This window comes from Pseudomonas sp. NKUCC02_KPG, assembly GCF_019345465.1.
Lineage (GTDB): Bacteria > Pseudomonadota > Gammaproteobacteria > Pseudomonadales > Pseudomonadaceae > Aquipseudomonas.
In genome coordinates, this window is sequence record NZ_JAHKRC010000006.1 from 21246 (window position 1) to 40779 (window position 19534).

Annotated in this window: 17 protein-coding genes; 11 read left to right on the forward strand and 6 right to left on the reverse strand. The window is 60.7% G+C overall.

Annotated features, from left to right (window positions below):
• Position 1: 1 nt before the first annotated feature.
• Genes KO536_RS09615 through KO536_RS09640 form a run of 6 tightly spaced genes read left to right on the forward strand, consistent with a single transcriptional unit; the run spans position 2 to position 3065 of the window.
• Complete coding sequence (locus KO536_RS09615) at positions 2-475, forward strand: type II secretion system protein (protein ID WP_219261743.1); 474 nt, start codon at positions 2-4, stop codon at positions 473-475.
• Between the two features lie 4 nt (positions 476-479).
• Complete coding sequence (locus KO536_RS09620; RefSeq protein WP_219261744.1) at positions 480-854, forward strand: type II secretion system protein; 375 nt, start codon at positions 480-482, stop codon at positions 852-854.
• Entirely contained in the window at positions 829-1368 is a 540-nt protein-coding gene (locus KO536_RS09625) for a type II secretion system GspH family protein (protein WP_219261745.1), read from the forward strand. The genes KO536_RS09620 and KO536_RS09625 overlap by 26 nt, the downstream gene beginning before the upstream one ends.
• Positions 1369-1394: 26 nt before the next feature.
• On the forward strand, positions 1395-1757 hold the full coding sequence (gene csgE / locus KO536_RS09630; RefSeq protein ID WP_257622883.1) for a curli production assembly/transport protein CsgE: 363 nt from the start codon (positions 1395-1397) through the stop codon (positions 1755-1757).
• Positions 1754-2173 (forward strand): curli assembly protein CsgF, encoded by a 420-nt coding sequence (locus KO536_RS09635; RefSeq protein WP_133079446.1) that lies wholly within the window; start codon positions 1754-1756, stop codon positions 2171-2173. Before csgE ends, KO536_RS09635 begins: the two co-directional genes overlap by 4 nt.
• A 31-nt stretch (positions 2174-2204) precedes the next feature.
• Positions 2205-3065 carry a CsgG/HfaB family protein gene (locus KO536_RS09640; RefSeq protein WP_133079447.1) on the forward strand — a complete coding sequence of 287 codons (861 nt, stop codon included), beginning with the start codon at positions 2205-2207 and terminating at the stop codon, positions 3063-3065.
• A gap of 344 nt (positions 3066-3409) precedes the next feature.
• Here the strand turns inward: KO536_RS09640 and KO536_RS09645 are convergent, their stop codons facing one another.
• Genes KO536_RS09645 through KO536_RS09660 form a run of 4 tightly spaced genes read right to left on the reverse strand, consistent with a single transcriptional unit; the run spans position 3410 to position 9036 of the window.
• Positions 3410-4858: a curlin gene (locus KO536_RS09645; protein ID WP_219261747.1), complete on the reverse strand. Its 1449-nt coding sequence runs from the start codon at positions 4856-4858 to the stop codon at positions 3410-3412.
• Between the two features lie 27 nt (positions 4859-4885).
• On the reverse strand, positions 4886-5347 hold the full coding sequence (locus tag KO536_RS09650) for a curlin (protein ID WP_219261748.1): 462 nt from the start codon (positions 5345-5347) through the stop codon (positions 4886-4888).
• A 57-nt stretch (positions 5348-5404) separates the two neighbouring features.
• Positions 5405-7654: an Ig-like domain-containing protein gene (locus KO536_RS09655; protein ID WP_219261749.1), complete on the reverse strand. Its 2250-nt coding sequence runs from the start codon at positions 7652-7654 to the stop codon at positions 5405-5407.
• 35 nt (positions 7655-7689) lie between these two features.
• The gene (locus KO536_RS09660; RefSeq protein ID WP_219261750.1) at positions 7690-9036 is read right to left on the reverse strand and encodes a hypothetical protein; all 1347 of its coding nucleotides are present in this window, start codon (positions 9034-9036) and stop codon (positions 7690-7692) included.
• Positions 9037-9318: 282 nt separating this feature from the next.
• Between KO536_RS09660 and KO536_RS09665 the strand changes: the two genes are divergently transcribed.
• From KO536_RS09665 to KO536_RS09685, 5 genes are all read left to right on the forward strand, one after another.
• The gene (locus tag KO536_RS09665; protein WP_219261751.1) at positions 9319-10770 is read left to right on the forward strand and encodes a sensor histidine kinase; all 1452 of its coding nucleotides are present in this window, start codon (positions 9319-9321) and stop codon (positions 10768-10770) included.
• 182 nt (positions 10771-10952) lie between these two features.
• Positions 10953-13760 carry a multicopper oxidase domain-containing protein gene (locus KO536_RS09670; protein ID WP_219261752.1) on the forward strand — a complete coding sequence of 936 codons (2808 nt, stop codon included), beginning with the start codon at positions 10953-10955 and terminating at the stop codon, positions 13758-13760.
• Positions 13757-14773 (forward strand): SCO family protein, encoded by a 1017-nt coding sequence (locus KO536_RS09675; protein WP_219261753.1) that lies wholly within the window; start codon positions 13757-13759, stop codon positions 14771-14773. The genes KO536_RS09670 and KO536_RS09675 overlap by 4 nt, the downstream gene beginning before the upstream one ends.
• 100 nt (positions 14774-14873) lie before the next feature.
• A complete protein-coding gene (locus KO536_RS09680; RefSeq protein ID WP_219261754.1) occupies positions 14874-16352 on the forward strand; it encodes an ATP-binding protein in 1479 nt (492 codons plus the stop codon).
• Complete coding sequence (locus KO536_RS09685; RefSeq protein WP_219261755.1) at positions 16321-17748, forward strand: sigma-54 dependent transcriptional regulator; 1428 nt, start codon at positions 16321-16323, stop codon at positions 17746-17748. The genes KO536_RS09680 and KO536_RS09685 overlap by 32 nt, the downstream gene beginning before the upstream one ends.
• A gap of 151 nt (positions 17749-17899) precedes the next feature.
• Here KO536_RS09685 and KO536_RS09690 read toward each other — a convergent pair whose 3' ends face one another.
• Positions 17900-18301 carry a heme-binding protein gene (locus KO536_RS09690; RefSeq protein WP_219261756.1) on the reverse strand — a complete coding sequence of 134 codons (402 nt, stop codon included), beginning with the start codon at positions 18299-18301 and terminating at the stop codon, positions 17900-17902.
• Positions 18280-19533 (reverse strand): glycolate oxidase subunit GlcF, encoded by a 1254-nt coding sequence (gene glcF, locus KO536_RS09695; RefSeq protein WP_219261757.1) that lies wholly within the window; start codon positions 19531-19533, stop codon positions 18280-18282. Before glcF ends, KO536_RS09690 begins: the two co-directional genes overlap by 22 nt.
• Between the last annotated feature and the right edge of the window lies 1 nt (position 19534).

Below are 19534 nucleotides of genomic sequence, written 5' to 3' on the forward strand. Positions count from 1 at the left end.
CATGAACGCCTCGCAACGTGGTTTTACCTTGATCGAAGTCGTGGTGACGCTGGCCCTGATCGGCCTCCTGGCCGGCATGGCGGCGCCGCTGACCGAGACCGTGGTGCGCCGGGGCAAGGAGCAGGACCTGCGCACGTCCCTGTACCAGATTCGCGATGCCATCGACGCCTACAAGCGTGCGTTCGACGCCGGTTACATCGAGAAGTCCCTGAACAGCAGTGGCTACCCGCCGAACCTGCAAGTGCTGGTGGACGGAGTACGTGATGTGCGCAGCGCCAAGGGGGCCAAGTTCTACTTTCTGCGGCGAGTGCCCCATGACCCGATGACCTCCGTCAAGCGCGACGACGAGGGCGGTTGGGGGCTGCGTTCCTACGACAGCTCGGCGCAAAGCCCGCGTGAAGGTGAGGACGTGTTTGACGTGTACTCCAAGGCCCGGGGCAAAGGGCTCAACGGCATTGCGTACCGGGAGTGGTGAGCTTATGCGCCGGGAAAAAGGCTTTACCCTGCTGGAGCTGATGGTGGTCATGGCAATCATCGCCACCTTGATGACCATCGCCTTGCCGCGCTACTTCAACAGCCTTGAGGCCTCCAAGGAAACCACGCTGCGCCAGAGCCTCTCGGCGATGCGCGAAGCCCTGGATCACTACTACGGCGATACCGGGCACTACCCCGAATCCCTTGAGCAATTGGTGGAACAGCGCTACTTGCGCAATTCACCCATGGACCCGATTGCCGAACGCAAGGACACCTGGGTTTTGGTTCCACCTCCAGAAGGCGTGGCGGGTGGGGTGGCAGATATCAAGAGCGGTGCTACAGGGAGGGCGCGTGATGGCAGTCTTTATTCCGAGTGGTAAGCCGTCGGGCGAGGGCGGGTTCACCTACCTGGGCGTCTTGTTCCTGATCATGGTCATGGGCATGGGATTGGCCAGTGCTGGCCAGCTGTGGTCGACCGCCGCGCGCCGCGACAGCGAGCGCCAGTTGCTCTGGGTTGGCACTCAATATGCCCAGGCGTTACGCAGCTACTACCGCGCTTCGCCGGGCCTGGCCCAGTACCCGAAAGCCCTCGAAGACCTGTTGCAGGACGAGCGTTTTCCCAACGCCAAACACCATATCCGCCAGCTCTATCCAGACCCGATCGGAGGCGGCGAATGGACCCTGCAGCGCGGTTTCGACGGTCGTATCACGGGGGTCAGCAGCCCCTCTACCGTCAAGCCGCTCAAGCAGGCGGACTTTCCCAGCCAGTGGTCGGACTTCAACGGCATGGCCAGTTACAAGGACTGGCAGTTTGTGGCCGAAAAAGCCTTTCTCGACGGTACCCCACAGCGGGCCAAGGGGCAGTCCGGCGGCCTGCAGGGGGTGCAGCCATGAACTGTCGCACATTGGCCGCCGTGGTCATGGCTCTGTTAATGCCGCTTTCTGCTGCCAGGGGAGACGAAGAAATGCTCGGCTTTATCGTGGATGACACGATTTCACACATTGGCCATGACTTTTACTACTTGTTCAGTGAACGCCTGCGTGCCACCAGCCCGATGGATTTCAACCTGGTGGTACGCGAGCGACCTTCGGCGCGCTGGGGCAGCCTGGTCACGGTGGAATATCAGCAACGCCTGGTGTATCGCCGCTTCCTGGCTCCCAACACTGTGGAACTCAAGGACGAAGCCTACGAGGCCGCCGACCTGGTCCGCATGCAGATTGTCCAGCGCAAGCTGGAAACCTTGTTGCAAGACACCACGGACCTTGAGAGGGACGAATTATGAAAACAAAATCACGTTCGCAGCGTGCCTGCCTCTGGCTGTTATGCCTGGGAGGGTGTGGCCTGGCCCAGGCCACAGAGCTGGTCTACACGCCCATCAACCCGTCGTTTGGCGGCAACCCGTTGAACGGCACCTGGTTGCTGAACAATGCCCAGTCACAGAATGACTTTGACGATCCCGACATCAAGGCGCGCATCACGCCTGTCGGGACCTCGGCCCTTGAACGCTTTACCAGCCAATTGCAGTCGCGGTTGCTGGGGCAGTTGCTGGACAACATCTCCACCGGCAACACGGGGAGCCTGTCCACTGACGCTTTTATCGTCAACGTTACCGATGATTCCGGTGCACTGACCATTGTCGTGACCGACCGGGCAACCGGTGAAATCTCGGAAATCCGGGTTAATGGCCTCGCTCCCTGATGGGGCTTTGGGGCGATGGGGAGTAATGGACATGAAGACAATACTGATGCTGGGGCTATTGTGTGTTGCGTTGCAGGGTTGCAGCCTGCGTGACACGGTATCGGCCGAACAGGACACCGAGGCACCGACCCTGACACCCCGGGCGTCGACCTACTACGACTTGCTGAAAATGCCCCGGCCCAAAGGTCGCTTGATGGCGGTGGTTTACAACTTTCGCGATCAGACCGGGCAATACAAACCGACTCCGGCCAGCTCGTTTTCCACGAGCGTCACCCAGGGTGCGGCGAGCATGTTGATGGACGCCATGCAGTCCAGTGGCTGGTTCGTGGTGCTTGAGCGTGAAGGCCTGCAGAACCTGCTGACCGAGCGCAAGATCATTCGTGCCTCGCAGAAAAAAGCCGACACCCCGGTCAATATCCAGGGTGAGTTGCCCCCCTTGCAGGCGGCAAACCTGATGCTCGAAGGCGGCATCATTGCCTACGACACCAACGTGCGCAGCGGCGGGGAGGGGGCGCGGTACCTGGGCATCGATATTTCCCGTGAATACCGGGTGGATCAGGTGTCGGTCAACCTGCGGGCGGTGGACGTGCGCAGCGGCCAGGTGCTGGCGAATGTCATGACCAGCAAGACCATCTACTCGGTAGGCCGCAGTGCCGGGGTGTTCAAGTTCATCGAATTCAAGAAACTGCTTGAGGCCGAAGTGGGTTACACCACCAACGAACCGGCGCAGCTGTGTGTGTTGTCGGCCATTGAATCGGCGGTCGGGCACCTGGTGGCCCAGGGCATTGAGCGCAAGATGTGGCAAGTGGCGGGGGACAGTTCAACCCCATTGCAGAACGAGACACTGGGCCGTTACCTGACCCAGAACAAAGTCGACCCTGACGCGGAATGACCGAACTGCAGATGGTACAGCCGCAGTGAGCCAGGAACACTGCGGCGTCAGCCTTGCAGGCAAGCCATCTCCCACAGGTTTCAAGGTGCTCACAGCATCCGCGCACTGACACAAACCCACCTGCTGTGGGAGCGGGCTTGCTCGCGAAGGCCTCACCTCGATGAGCCTGAAACACCGCGTCGTGAGCATCGCAGGCAAGCCAGCTCCTACAGGTTTCAAGGTGCTCACAACATCCGCGCCCTGACACAAACCACACCTGCTGGCCATGGCATGCACTCTGTTCGCACAGCCATAAAAAAACCGCGGCCCTGTATGAAGGGGGCCGCGGTTTTTTTACCTCGGGCTTATTGTTGAAACACGGTCGCCTGGTTGGCCGAGCCGGATTGCTGCACGGTCGCCAGTTGCGTCACCCCACTCTGGTCGACACGGGCGATGTTGCCTGTCCCGCCCTGGGTCACGTAAGCCACGTTCAGAGTGTCGGCCTGTTTGACCGTGATCTGGTTGTCACTGCCATACAGCTGTGCGGTGAACGCCTGGTTGCCACTGCCGGACTGCTCGAACGTGGTGCTGTTGCCGTTGCCGTTGGAGAAGCCCTGGGCCAGGTTGGTGGTGCCGCGCTGGTCTGCGATGAGGATGTTGTCGCTGCCGTTCTGATCAAAGTACAGCTCGTTGTAGTTGTCGGCCTGGCTGATGGTGGTTGCGTTGCCAGTGCCTGACTGATGGGTCGTCATGATGTGGCCGACGCCGTCCTGGGTGAAACTGGCCACGTTGCCGCTGCCCACCTGGTTGACCGTTGCCCGTTGGTCCTTGCCGAACTGACCTCCCGTTTGCGGGCCTTTCCAGTTGCTGGCGTAGACTTTGTTGTCGCTACCCAGGGAGGTGGCGGTCAGCACCTGGTTTTCACCGGCCTGATAGGTGAAGTGCACGTTGCCCGTGCCTTCCTGGTACAGCGCCAGTGTCGAGTTGACCGATTCAAACTGGTCGGCGTAGATGGCATTCAGATCACCCACCTGCAGGATCTGGGCAAAGTTGTTTTCGCCAAAGCTCTGGTCGACCACCGCTTCGTTGCTCAGTCCGTACTGATTGATGGTGGTCAGGCTGCCGGTCTGGGTCTCTTGCCAGACTTCGGTGCCGTTGTAATCGCCATACTGGTTGACCGTCACGTTACCACCCAGGCCGTTGCGCTGATCGGCGTAGGCGTAGTTGCCATCGCCTGCCTGGTTGATATCGATCTGGCCGGCGGTGTGGAACACTTGCTCAGCCGTGCCGTAGTTGGTGTTGCCGTACTGGATGACCAGGGCGTTGTTGGCGACGCCCGGAGAAATCTGCTCGATATAGGCTTCGTTGCCGTCACCGAACTGCAGGGTTTTGCCGGTGGTACCGTCCTGGCTGTCCTGATAGATAAACGAAAAGTTGCCGACGCCTTGCTGCAGTTGCAGCGCGACGCTGCCCCCTTCGCCGATCGACTGGCTGGCGTGGCTGACGTTGAAGGATCCGAGCTGTTGCTGGGTGATGGTGCTGGAGCTCTCGTACAGTTGCTCGCCGTACGCTGCGTTGTAATCACCTTCCTGATGTTGCTCGATGGGGCTGGTCGCGTGGTCCTGTACGGCGGCAGCGTCGTTGCCCTGGCCTGACTGCTGCTGGTTGGCTGTGCTGAACGGGGCCTGGCTTTGCTTTACATCGGCAATGTTGGCCGTCCCGTACTGGTTCTGGGTGGACAGGCTGTCGTCAGCCATGGACTGGGCACTGACAATGACCAGGATGGCGGCGGTGAGGGGCGTCAGTTTGAACATGATGAAACCTCCAGGTAGCGCAGTGCTTTAACGATATTGTTTGACTGAAACGCTCATGCCATTCCCGGCCTGGTTGACGGCGCTTTGCAGCCCCGTACCGGCCTGATCGATGGTGGCGTCGTTGTTGTTGCCGTTCTGGGATATCTGCGCACGGTTGTGACTGCCGCTCTGGCTGATGTCAGCGCTGTTGCCACTGCCTTGCTGGGTGATCATTGCCATCAGGTCGTTGCCCTGTTGCAGGATGAAGGCTTCCTGATTGCTGCCGGACTGCACAATGGTGCCCAGCAATGACTGGCCGTTCTGTTGCACGTTGGCGGTATTGGCCTGTCCGTACTGCTGGATCAATGCCTGCTGGCCAACCGGCGCGGGCAACTCGCCAAGGTCGGATGCGGCGCCGAGGTCGTCGTTTTCCATCAAGTCATCGGCCTGCGCGCCCGCGCCGCAACCCAGCGCAAGCATGCAGAGCAGGACGACGGTTGAAGTGTTCATGGGGTGTCCTCTGGCAGGAGTTGCGCCCCATCAGCGCACGGCTGATGGGGCACAGGCTCAGTTCGCGGTAACCGACACGGTACGTACGGTGCCTTGGGACGAGGTGATGGTCGCGGTCGGGTTGGCCGACGGCGCCACGGTGGTGATGTTGTTCACCGTCAGGCGCCAGCGCCCGGTCACCGGTACCGTGGTAGTGCCCAGTGTTGCCAGCCCGGTCGGGGTGCTGACCTGGATGGTGATGGTATTGCCGGTGACCACCGATGATGTACCGGCAAAGTCCCAGGTGAAGCGGTTGTTGGAGCGTGCCGAGACGGTTGCCGTGGTGACGGTAAAGGTTTCCGCCGCCGGTCTTGGCGAGACTTGCACGGTTACCGTGGCGGGTGCGGTAGCGACCGCTCCCAGGCTGTCCCGTGGGGTGTAGGTGAAGGTCGTGGTAAAGGCCGCTGTCACCGTGGCGGGCGGGGTGTACGTGAGTACCGTGCCATTGCTGGTGACTGTGCCGCGACCCGCTGCCGGTTGGGTGAAGCTGGCGACTGCCAGCGGCAAGTTGCCTTCCGGGTCGGTGTCGTTGGCCAGCACACTGATCGGAATGGCGACACCCAGGGTCGCGACGGCATCGTTGACGCCGACTGGAGGCCGGTTTGGCGCAACGGTAATGCTGACGGTGGCTGCCGTGGTCGAGGCGAGGCCTTTGATGTCCTGTGCCTTGTAGGTGAAGGTGGTGGTCAGCGGTGCATTGACCACTGCTGGTGGGGTGTAGATGACCGCGGTACTGCCGCTCAGGGCCACTGTGCCTTGCCCGGCAGGAGGCTGGGTCAATGCGGTGATGCTGAGCGGTATGTTGCCATCCGGGTCACTGTCGTTGGCCAGCAGGTTGAGGGTGATCGGCACGCCGGAGCTGGTACTGCCGGTATCGGCAATGGCGATCGGCGGCTGATTGGCGCCGATGTTCGGCGCAGTCCCCACAACCACCACGGGTTCGGTGTCACTGCCCCCCGCTGCAGATTTGACGGTGACACTGGCTGGAGGTTGAACCAGGCCGGCGACGGTTATCTTCTGCAAGGTACCGGTTTTGGACAGGCGTCCGTAGCCTTGGGCAACCATGTCTGGAATGGCCACTTCATCGGTTGAGGTGGCCTCGATCACCAGGCTTTTGTTGTCCCAGCTATAGCGCGCAGTCTGGATTTTCACCAGGTCGGTCAGCTTGCTCGACACCGAGGTCGGGCGTGTGGTGCCGGTGGGGTTGGTGGCCGTCACCACCACGACCGGTGGCACGGCTCCGGTGAGCAAGCGTTGCCCGAAGAAGAGGCCATTGTTGTCGCCAATCAGGTTGGTCTGGCAAGGCGACTGGGGTGGCCCGGCGACCAGGGCAATGGATTCGCGAAAGCACACGGACGAGGTGTTCGCGCCCTTGGCGAACACTTCGACCCGAGTATTGCTGCCAGCGCCGGCAGTGGTCCGTCGGTAGGTCGCGCGTGAAATTTCGACTGGCGTTTGCGCCCGGTTGTCGAGCACCTTGCCAGCGACACTGAAAAGGCTGGTCTGGATAGTGCCCGTCGGCCCGGTGATACGCACGAAGTTGGTGTTGTTGGGGCTGCCGGTCACGAGTTCGGTGAGGTTGGGGTCACCCACGAAGGTTTCGACGGCGCCGGTGTCCGGGTTCACTTCGGTATAAGGCCCGTTGACGCTGCGCAGGAACGGCCCGATGGCACCGTTTACCGCGCCGCTGAAGTTGCCCGGCGCCCCGATGCCGACGTCGCGGGTAATGTTGATTGCCCTGCGCCCCGGTGTGGTCACGTTGACGGTTTCCACGCCATAGGGGTGGGTTATGGTGTAGACCCCCGCAACGGGAACCGAGACCCGGATGCGGATGCGCGCAAAGCTCTGCTGGTCGCCGTCCACCGGGTTTTCCGAGGCGAAGGCGGCTTCGATCCCGGCCACGTAGGCGTCCATTTCAAAGCCGCTGTTACCCACTGCGGGAATGGTGGCTTCGGCGAGGAACCAGAAGGCTTCTGGTGGCCAGTTGTCCGGAAACACCATCGGCTGGGTGTCGTCGTAAATGCCCGGCTCCGGCAGTAGCGTGCACATGTAGGCCGGTGGCACGCTGACCGCTACCCGCGAGCTGGCAGCCCGGGACTGGCACAGTTCCATCGACAGCAGGTTTTTGTCCTGATACCACATGGGGAATTTCCCCGTGGCAAAGGTGTAGGGGCCAGGGTCGACGGCTGCGAGTTGAGCGAATGCGCTGCCGGTCAGCGATAGAGTCAGTCCCAGGGCGTTGAGCGCCAGGCGTGGCCAATTGTTCATGATGCCTCCTGATGGGGGTCTGGGCATGTGAGCGTTCATTGCACAATGACCACTTCTTCGATATCGCTGCCGCCATTGGATGACGTCACGCGGACTTTGGCTGGCGGGATCGGCGAGATGCCCGTGGTCAGCGTTTTCACCGCTGCGCTGCCACTCAAGGCGCCGATGGCAGCACCGGTGCCGGACGTGGCGGTAAGGGCCGGCGGCGAGGTTTCATCGCTGGTCGTGGCCACGAGAGTCAGTTGCCCGGAACTCAGGCTGTATTCGGCACGCTGGATCACCACCAGGTCGGTCAGTGCCATGGGCAGGGTGGTCGGCGTACTGCTGGCAATTGCCAGATGGTTGTCGGCCGTGACTTGCAAGGTGGTTGGCAAGGTCGGATTGACCGGGTTCTGGACATACCAGCTCCCGGTGGTGTCGGCTTCGGTCAGTTTCAGCGCCGGGGTGCTGCTGCTAAGGGAAACAGTGGCCGGAGGCGGAGGTGCCAGGACAAACACGTCCTGCTGGGCGATGGGGGCGCTGGCACCCTGTTTGCGTGAGTAGGTGCTGCGTTGGGTGATCAGCGGTGTTGGCCGTACCACGGTGGACAATTTGCCCGAGACGGCAAACACCGTGCTGCGCAAGTCCAGCCCGCCGGGGCCTTCGATGCGGATGTAGTTGGTGTTGAACGGACTGCCGGTCACGGCTTCGGTGAGGTTCGGGTCGCCGATGAACTGTTCGGCGCCACCGCTCACCGGGTTGGTTTCGGTGTAGGGGCCGTTGACGCTGCGCAGGAACGGCCCGATATCGCCCTTGAGGGCGCCATCGTAGGTTTTGGGGGCCCCGATGCCGATGTCCCGGGTCATATTGATTGCCCGGCGCCCCGGGGTGTCGACGGTGAACACCTCGATACCGTAGGGGTGGGTGATCACGTACGTACCGGCAGTGGGTACATCGACGCGAATCCGCACGCGGGCAAAACTGATCTGGTCACCCTCGATCGGCTCATCGGCAGCGAAGGCCGCTTCGATCGCCGAGCCGTAGGCCAGGTTGATCCCCCTGGCGGCATCGACGATGGTGCCGTCAGCAGTGAACCAGAACGCTTCGTCAGGGAAGTTGGTGGGAAACACCACGGGCTGTGCATCATCGAATACGCCGGGGGTTGGCAGCAGGTTGCACATGTAGGTCGGTGCACCCGGTGTGCCGGGCACCCGGGAACTCACCGCTTTGGACAGGCACAAGTCGAGGGTACGGCCGTGGCTGTCCTGGTACCAGGCGGCAAAGCCGCCGTTGGCAGGTGTGTAAGGCCCGGTGTCGACTGCAAACAGCGCTGCCTGGGAAATGCTTTGGGCCAGGGCGCTGACGGCCAGAACGGCCGCCGTTTTGGACAGTAAAGGGTGCATGTGTATTCCCTCTAATGGAAACCTGCCCCTCGGAGGTGGGCCAGTTAGGAGGGTTTTGGCAAATTCCATACCAACAGCCCGTAATGTCCCTGAAAGCCCCGGCTACAAGCGCCTCGCGCCGTTGAACAGCGGATCAGCCAGGTTTTCAGGGCGGGCATCTGTCCCCACACCTGGGGTCAGTTGGGGGGCAGCGGGGGGATGGCGGTGAGTCACACCCAGAGTCGGGCAAACGCCCATAAGTGGGCTATAACCCTAGAGGGGACAATGTTGGAAGCAACGTCTATGAGTGTGCTGACTAAAACACTTCGGGTCGTCCAGGCCAATGAGCGCAAGGGCTCACGCAAGCCAGCGTTCAACATGCTGCGCTGGTACTCGCTGATCAGCCTCGCAGTGATCGGCACAGTCGCGGCAGTACTGGGCGCCGTTTCGACCCAGTTCGTGATTGCCGAGAGCGTCCACCGCGATGGATTGCTGACCTCCCAGTTTATCCAGGCGATTGCCTCGGCCGAGGTTCGCCATGTATCCATCCCCAATGTCAGAACCATGGGTGAGTTGCTCGATCCGCGCCAGGACAAGGACTTCCCCGACGTCGACCCCAAGGCACGCGCCAGCGCCCGAGGTGAATTCCTGGATCATATCGAGCACTTGCCGGACGTGATCCTTGCCAACATCTATGCCCCTGACCGCACCGTCATCTGGTCCACCAACCCGGAGCTGATCGGCACCACGATCCACGCCGACGAAGACCTGGACCTGGCCTTCAACTCCAAGACGCCCGTGTCGGCCAGGTATCACAATGTCGATGAAGCCCGTATGGAACAGAAGTTCTTAGTCCCGCCGAAATACGTCTTTATCGAAAACTACATTCCGTTGTTCGATGCCGATGGCGACAAGGTCACGGCGATGGTCGAGATCTACAAGGAGCCCAGCGACCTGATCGACCGCATGGTCCGGGGATTGCTGCTGATCTGGCTGGCCACTGCCGTGGGCGGAGGGCTGATTTACCTGGGCCTGTACTGGATCGTACGCCGGGCCGCCATGCTGCTTGAGGCACAGCAGAAACAGCTGGTGACCAACGAAACGTTTGTCGCCCTGGGGGAAATGTCCTCGGCGGTTGCCCACAGTCTGCGCAATCCGTTGGCGACCATACGTTCCAGCGCCGAGCTGGCGCTGGAGTTCGACGGTGGCGCCGCCCACAAGAACATAAACGACATCGTGCTGCAGGTTGACCGGATGTCCAAATGGGTTCGCGAATTGCTGCAGTCCCTGCGCCCGCTCAGCGGTGAACCCGAACCGGTGAATCTGGTGGCGGCGTTGTATGAAAGCCTGGTGGCTTTCGAGCAGCAGATAGCCAAGGCCTCGATCCGGGTTGAATTCGAGCCGCACTCCACACCGCTGGTGCTTAGCCAGCAGCTGCAGTTGAACCAGATTCTCAACAGTGTGTTGTCCAACGCTCTGGACGCGATGGACAAGGGTGGAACCTTGACCATTTTGCTGGTTTCAAACGATGCCGGCAGCGTGAGCGTGGTGTTGAGTGACAACGGCAGAGGCATGAACGAGGAGCAGCGCAGTATGGCGTTCCGTCCGTTTTTCACTACCAAGCAAGGCGGGCTTGGGGTGGGGCTGGTGCTGGTCAAGCGGACCATGGAGCGTTACGGCGGCTCGGCAAGCCTGCAAAGCTCAAAGGGCGAGGGGACGTGTGTGCACCTCACTTTCAAGTTAATACCCCAGTAAACGGGTGTGAATTTTCCCCATTAGCGGGTGCATCCCCGGATGGATGCACTCGATTCTTTAAATGATATGTGTGCAAGCAATTGTTTTTAATGATTTTATTTTATTTGTAAGTAATTGTTTAAAATTGGCCGACTCCTTGCACCGTCCCCATTACCCCCTTTATGACTTCGAGGCGGCTGGTGATGGACATAAAATCGCGATTCCCTTCCAAGTGGCTCGGTGTGCTTGCTCCGCTGAGCGTTCTACTGACCATGATCATGGGCATCACGCCTCTGCATGCCAGCCCCATTGACGACGAGCGACAGCCCGAACCGTCAGACCCATCCGCTTTTGTAGATGAACCGGCGGATGAGCAGGCAGCGTTGAACGCCATCCTGACCATGCCGGAAGCCAACCAGGACTCCTTCGACCTGCCCAATGGGGTCAAGGGCACCCGCGCAACCGAGCGTCAGGAGAACGCCTTGCCGCCCGCGCAGCAGACCAGCTTCAATTACCCCACCAACGGCAAACCCAGCCCGTTGTTCGGGGCCCAGCCGTTTACCCAGCAGTTGGTACTGTTCGAAGAGTTCGGTCCGGAAAAACTGGACCCCACGACACCGGCAGCGCCCCTGGGATTTCCGCCCGCGGCGATTGGCCCGCTGCCGCAACAGGATCCCGCCAGCGTGGCACGCAGTGCGCCACCCGGTGCGGCCCTCGACGCCTTCCTGCGCCAACCGGGGCTGACCCCGTTTCCAAGCCAGTTTTCCAATGTCGTGGATCGCAATCCGTGGCAGGCGCAGATCGAGTTCTTTCTCAACCGGCGCATAGGTTCGTCTGCAGAAGGGCGTCCGCCAGGAAAGGGCTGGTCCCATCAGCGCTGGAACGAGTTTTACCCGCAACTGGCCTACAAGACAGTGCAGACCGGGGCGCGTGTCAACGGCGGCCTGCGGGACAGTCGGCAGATGCACGGCTATGCGCTGGGCGAGTTCGGCCCCGGCGGCCTGTACCACAACGTGGCGGGCGTACCGGCCACCGATGGCACAGCCAAAGGCGTTGATGCACGCTTTCACCCGAGCATGCCGGTGCAGAACCACAACTCGGTGTGGACCTTCGACGGCACCTTGCCACCGAAGCTGTTGATGGTGCGCTACGGTCAGCCGGTGCTGATGCGGCACTACAACGGCTTGCCGATCGACCCGTCGGCCAACATGGGCTTTGGCCTGCATACCATCAGCACCCACGAACACAACGGGCACGCGCCAGCGGAAAGCGACGGCTATGCCAACGCGTTCTTCTTCCCCGGTCAATATTACGACTATCGCTGGCCGATCCAGCTGGCCGGCTACGACAGCATCAACACCGATGCCCATGATCCGCGGGCCGCGTTCCCGTGTTCGCCCGGTGAAACCCTGTGGACCAACGATATCAAGCCCAGTCTCAAGACCTGCGAAAATGGCACGATCAAGATCCGTGGCGACTGGCGCGAGACCATGAGCACCCATTGGTTCCACGACCACATGCTCGATTTCACCGCGCAGAATGTCTACAAGGGCAACGCGGCCATGATGAACTACTACAGCGCCCTGGACCGTGGCAACGAAGCGGTGAACGACGGCGTCAACCTGCGTTTGCCCAGTGGCAGCGCGCTGGCGTGGGGCAACCGTGACTACGACGTCAACCTGGTACTCGCCGACAAGGCCTGGGACGCCAATGGTCAGCTGTGGTTCAACCCGTTCAACACCGATGGTTTCATCGGCGACCAGATGCTGGTGAACTGGCAGTGGAAGCCGACGCTCGACGTGCGTGCCCGCAGCTACCGCTTCCGGATCCTCAATGGTTCGGTGTCGCGCTACTTCAAACTGGCCATGGTGCGTGAAATCAAAGGCACCAGCGGCGAGTTCCAGGGGCCAAAAGGCTCTGGTGTCTCTTATGCCCGCGTGCCGTTTCACATGATCGCCAACGACGGCAACATCATGGAGCACAGCGTTCCTTTTGACGGCTCAATGGATCTGGATGCGGACGGCGACAAGCAAAATCACAACGCAATCCTGCCGACCCAGGGCATTGCCGAACGCTTTGACATCATCGTCAATTTTTCAAAAAACGGTATCAAGCCAGGGGACAAGCTGTTCCTGGTCAATCTGCTGGTGCATGACGATGGCAAGGGCCCCAAAGAACCTGTAGCACTGGGCGATGTGCTCTCCGAAAAATACCTGGCGGTGATCAAGCAGTCGAGCAAAGGCCCGCAGTGGGACAAGGGGGATCCGGCGGTGGGCAAGGTGTTGCAGTTCAACGTCAAGGCTTACACCGGCCAGGATTTGGCCATGGACCCCGCCGCCTATGAACCGGCGAAGCCGGGCAAGGCAGAAGGCCTGGTCATGATCCCGCTCAAGCTGCACCGCGACAATGCGGCAGACAAGGCCCTGCTGGCCAAGGCCCGCCACCGGACGTTCATCTTCGGCCGCTCTGACGGCACCGACGAAGCGCCCTGGACGGTCAAAACCGATGGCGGCTTCGGCTACCACATGGACCCACGGCGGCTCAATGCAGCCACCCAGTTGGCCAGTGGCCCCACCGATGCAGGCACTACCGGGTTCGGCACGCTTGAGGTGTGGAACATCAAGGCTGGCGGCAAGGGCTGGAGCCATCCGGTGCATGTGCACTTCGAGGAGGGGATCATTCTCAGCCGGGGCGGCAAGGCGCCACCTGAATGGGAAAAATGGGCCCGCAAGGACGTGTACCGCATCGGCTCGGAAAAGGACGGCCTGGACAGCGTCGAGATGGCGATCAACTTCCGCGAATTTGCCGGCACCTACATGGAGCATTGCCACAACACCCAGCATGAGGACAACTCCATGCTGCTGCGCTGGGACATCGAGAAACCGGGGCAATTCCAGTTGATGCCAACGCCGTTGCCGAGCTGGGACGGGGTGCGCTATGTGAACTCGGCGGCATTGCCTACTTTCCGCAAAGGCGATGGCGTGGGCCCTCAAGTGCAGGTGACCAAATGAGCCTTGGAGGAGCCGACGCAGCCCTCTGCCGCGCACTGCGCATGCACCTGGTGTTGCTGGTCACCTGCCTGCTGGGGACCCAGGTGTGTGTGGGCCACGAAGCCGAGCCGGCAGCGGTCAGCGAACAGGTAACGCCCTGGGGCGAAGACTACTTCCCCAACACCCTGCTGACCGACCAGGACGGTCGGCAGGTGCGTTTTTTTGATGACATGATCAAGGGCAAGGTGGTGGTGATCAATTTTATCTTCACCTCGTGCAGTGACTCCTGTCCGCTTGAAACGGCGCGCCTGCGCCAGGTGCAAAAATTGCTGGGTGATCGGGTAGGCCAGGATATTTTCTTCTACTCCATCAGTATCGATCCATTGAGCGATACCCCCCAGGTGCTCAAGGCATACGCGCAACGCTTCAAGGTAGGGCCAGGCTGGCAGTTTCTCACCGGCGAGTTCGACGCGGTCACCGAACTGCGGCACAAGCTCGGGTTGTTCATTGACGGTGTGGACAATGGCCGGACCAAGGATCACAACCTCAGCCTGATCGTGGGCAATCAGCAAACCGGTCGCTGGATGAAGGCTTCGCCCTTTGAAAATCCGTGGATTCTGGCCGATCAGTTGGCCAATACCCTGCAAAACTGGAAGCAGCCCAGCTCCGAAGAAAGCTATGTCGATGCCCCTGAAATTCGTCCCCCAAGCAACGGTGAAGAGCTGTTTCGTACACGTTGTGCCTCGTGCCACAGCCTGGGCATGCAGGACGGGCAAGGTATCGGCATGCGCAGTATCGGGCCTGACCTGATCGGTGTGACACGACAGCGCGACCCGGTCTGGCTGAGTCGCTGGATTCGCGAGCCGGACCGCATGCTGGCGCAGAAGGACCCCGTGGCGCTGGAACTGTTCGAGCGTTACGGCAAGATCCCGATGCCCAACCTGCGGCTGGATGAAAGCGCGGCACAGGCCATTATTGGCTTCCTGCAGGAAGAGACGGATCGACAGCAGTCTCTGGCTGCACAAGCGCCGTAGAGGCAAAATAGCATCATTGTATCGCCCGTCTTGAAAATGGGCGCCTACACTGACTCTGAACTCGAATGCAAAGGCTCAGAACAGCAACCGGGGAACACCCATGCAGTTACCCGAAAAAATAGAAGCCGATCCCAATGAGCAACTGTTAAAACGTGGGCAGTTCAACCTCCTGCGCTGGTTTTCGCTGGGCAGCTTTCTGATCATCGCCGCCGTCGCACTGGGGCTGGGACATATCTCCACGCGTTTTTTGGTCGAAGAGAGTATTGAACGGGACTCGATCCTGACCGCGCAATTTATCCAGGCCATTGGCGCGGCAGAAATCCGCCATGCCTCGATTACGCCTGGCCGTACCATGGGTGAAATGCTCGACCCGCGCCAGGACAACGCCTATCCGGATGTTCCGCCCGAGACGCGGGCCACTGCGCGCATCGAGTTTCTTGACCATGTGGAGCACTTGCCGGATCTGCTTTTGGCCACGGTTTATGCCCTTGATCGTACGGTGGTGTGGTCAACCAACCCTGAACTGGTGGGCGTGCGTATCGAAAATGACGATGAGCTGGATCAGTCCTTCGAAATGAAGGAAGCGGTATCCACCAGCTATCACCAGATTGACGATGAGCGTCCTGAACAACGGCTGCTGCACGAACCCGATTACCTGTTCGTCGAGAACTACATCCCGATGTTCAACGCCGACAAAAGTCACGTTATCGCCATGGTTGAGATCTATAAGGAACCTACGGATCTGGTCGCGCGCATTCAGCGCGGTTTCAAAAGCATCTGGCTGGCGACGATTCTGGGCGGGCTGGTGATCTACCTGGCGCTGTTCTGGATTGTGCGCCGCGCCGCCCGGTTGCTCGAAAGCCAGCAAAAGCAGCTGATCGCCAACGAAACGTTTGTCGCCCTGGGGGCCATGTCTTCGGCCGTGGCCCACAGCCTTCGCAACCCGCTGGCAAACATCCGCTCAAGCGCCGAACTGTCCCAGGGCCTTGCCAGCCAGAGCGCACAGAAAAACATCGGGGATATCATCAATCAGGTCGACCGCATGTCGCGCTGGGTCCGTGAGCTGCTGGTGTCTTTGCGCCCGGCCACGGAAGAGTCCGAGGCTGTGGATCTGGTGCTGGCGCTCGAAGACACCTTGAGCGCTTTCGAACCCCTGATCCGCAGTTCGAATGTCGAAGTGCGGTTCAACGCTCCGGCGTTCGAGCCGGTAGTCAGTCAACAAGTGCTGCTCACGCAAATCCTCAACAGCCTGTTTGCCAATGCTCTGGAGGCCATGCCCAAGGGCGGCGTGCTGACGATCGACATCGAATCCTCGCAGCCGGGGCAATTGAGCATGACCTTGAGCGATACGGGTAAAGGCATGAGCCCGCAGCAGCAACAGATGGTTTTCAAACCGTTTTTTACCACCAAGCAAGGCGGCCTGGGTGTCGGCCTGGCGTTGGTTAAAAGAATCATGGAGCGCTTTGAAGGTTCGGTCGAACTGACCAGCCGAGAGCAGGAAGGAACCCGCGTGCGACTCAACTTTAAAGTGGCAACGGGAGAAGAATATGGAACACAGCATTCTGCTGGTCGAGGATGACGAGCTTTTAGCCGAGAATATTCAGACTTATCTGGAGCGTAAAAACTTCGAAGTGACGATCTGCCATTCGGCTGAAGAGGCGCTGGAAAAAATGACGGCCTTCACCCCGGACGTGGTGTTGACCGACAACTCGCTGCCGGGCATGAGTGGACATGACCTGATCCAGAAGCTGCGCGACAGCGCGCCGGATGTGAAAGTGATCATGATGACCGGTTACGGTAACGTCGAGGATGCGGTCATTGCGATGAAGGAGGGCGCCTTCCATTACGTGACCAAGCCAGTGGCCCTGGCCGAGCTCAAGCTGTTGTTGGACAAGGCCATGGCGACGGACCGCATGGAGCGCACTCTGTCGTTTTACCAGGACCGCGAGGCGCAAAAATCCGGGGTCCAGGCGTTGATCGGCGAGTCGGCGCCCATGCAGTATCTCAAGGGCACCATTACCCAGTTACTCGACGCCGAGCGCCGCATGGCCAACACCGACCTGCCGCCGGTACTGGTGGAAGGTGAGACGGGCACAGGCAAGGAGTTGGTGGCGCGGGCGCTGCATTTCGACGGGCCGCGCAGCAAAGGCCCGTTCATTGAATTCAACTGTGCGTCGATTCCGTCCAACCTGGTGGAGTCCGAGCTGTTTGGTCATGAGAAAGGTGCCTTTACCGATGCAAAGGACCGTCGAGTGGGGCTGGTAGAAGCGGCCGATGGCGGTACGCTTTTTCTCGACGAAGTAGGCGAAATGGACCTGCTGCTGCAAGCCAAGCTGCTCAAGTTGCTGGAAGACCGGACCATCCGCCGTGTGGGCTCGGTCAAGGAGCGCAAGGTCGACCTGCGGGTGATCAGCGCCACCAATTGCAACCTGGAACAGATGGTCCAACAGGGTAAATTCCGTCGCGACCTGTTCTTTCGGCTGCGCATCATTTCCATCAAGGTGCCGCGACTGTACAGCCGAGGTCAGGACATTCTGTTGCTGGCGCGGCACTTCCTCGCCAGTCACGGCAAGCGCTACGGCAAGCCGCTGCTGCATTTCAGCCACCAGGCCGAAGAACTGCTGCTCAGTTACAGCTGGCCGGGCAATGTGCGTGAACTGCGCAACATGCTTGAGCAAACGGTGTTGCTGGCCCAGAGCGACACCATTGCTGCGAATCAACTGAACGTGTGCCTGAGCCTGGTGGATGAGCCGCCGATGCAACACGAGGTGCAGCATCAGGAACCACGCCCGGTGTACAACGGTATGGAGTCGATGAACCTGCCCGAAGTAGAGCGGGACATGGTGCGCAAGATGCTGGACAAGACCGACTGGAACGTCACCAAGTCGGCCCGTCTGCTGGGGCTGAGCCGGGACATGTTGCGCTACCGGATAGAAAAGCTTGGCCTGGAACGCCCGGACAAACGCCAGTGGTGAGTGCAAAGCCGGGCAATACTATCTGTGGCAGCTGACTTGCCTGCGATGCGGGTGCTGCGGTCTGCCAGGCACATCGCGGTGATGCCATAGCGAGCAAGCCCGCTCCCACAGAGGCGCTGTTTGTTTGGGTGATCGCTGAGTCGAGGCCGGGTCACTTCAGGCATTGCGCGCCGGCCCTGGCCACTTGCGCATCATGTTCGGCCTTGACCCCGGACACACCGACGGCACCTATCACGTGTCCATCGACGATGATCGGCACGCCACCTTCCAGGGAGGTCAGCAGAGGTGCTGACAGGAAGGCGTGGCGTCCGCCGTTGACCATTTCCTCATACCCCTTTGACTCGCGCCGACCCAGCGCCGAGGTTCGGGCTTTTTCGGTGGCAATGTAGGCGCTTATGGGCGCACAGCCGTCGAGGCGCTCAAGGGCCAGCGGATGACCGCCGTCGTCGACAATGGCGATGGTGACGGCCCAATTGTTGTTCTGAGCTTCGCTACGGGCCACGGCAAGGATTTTGCTGACTTCTTTTTGGCTCAGTACGGCTTTGGTTTGCATGGAGGCTCTCCTGGTTGGGGCAGTGCGGCTTCGAGCAGTTCGATCCAGTGACGGACCGGGGTTCTGCCTGCACTGTCGAGATGGGACTGACAACCGATATTGGCCGTCACAATAATGTCGGGGTGTCCGCTTTCCAGGGCATTGAGTTTGTTGTCGCGCAGTTGCCGGGACAGTTCAGGCTGGGTCAGCGAATAAGTGCCCGCCGAGCCGCAGCACAGGTGGCTGTCGGGAACCGCCGTCAGGTTGAATCCAAGGCCGGTCAGAAGGGTTTCAACCGCGCCGGTCAGCTTCTGCGCGTGCTGCAAGGTGCAAGGGCAGTGGAACGCCAGACGTTGATCGCTGTGGATGCCGAGCTGTTCCAGAGGCTCGCCGCGCAGTACTTCAACCAGGTCCCTGGCCAGTGCGCTGACCCTGGCCGCCTTGCGGGCATAAGCCGGATCGCGGCTGAGCAGGTGGCCATAGTCCTTGATAAAAGCGCCACAACCGCTGGCGGTTTGCACAATGGCCTCGGCACCGTCTTCAATGCCGGGCCACCATGCATCGATGTTGCGGCGAGCGCGATCCAGCCCCGCCGACTGGGCGTCCAGATGATAGTCCACGGCTCCGCAGCAACCGGCTTCCCGGGCGGGCATGACACTGATCCCCAGCCTGTCCAGGACCCTGGCGGCGGCAGCGTTGGTGTTGGGTGACAGGCTGGGTTGCACGCAGCCTTCGAGCATCAGCACGTGTCGGGCATGGCGACTGGTCGGTCGGGGTTTTGCAGCGGGCACATGGCGGGGCACCTTAGCTTGCAGGGGGGCAGGCAGCCAGGGGCGCAGGACCTGACCGCTGCTGACCAGCTTTCTGAACAGGTCCGTACTCGGGACAACACTGCGCAGGCCTTCACGCAACAAGCGCTGGCCAAGCGGCCGTGGCACTTGAGCGTCGACCACGGCCCGGCCGATATCCAGCAGGTTGTGGTAATCGACGCCGGAAGGGCAGGTGGTTTCACAATTGCGGCACGACAGGCAGCGGTCCAGATGCTGCTGGGTCTTTTCGGTCGCCTGGTGGCCTTCGAGCACTTGCTTGATCAGGTAAATACGTCCCCTCGGCCCGTCCAGTTCATCGCCGAGCAACTGGTAGGTCGGGCAGGTGGCGTTACAGAAACCACAGTGCACACAACTGCGCAGGATGCTTTCGGCCTCCAGGGCACGGGGCAGCTGGCGGGCTTTTTCGCTCAGGGTGGTCTGCATG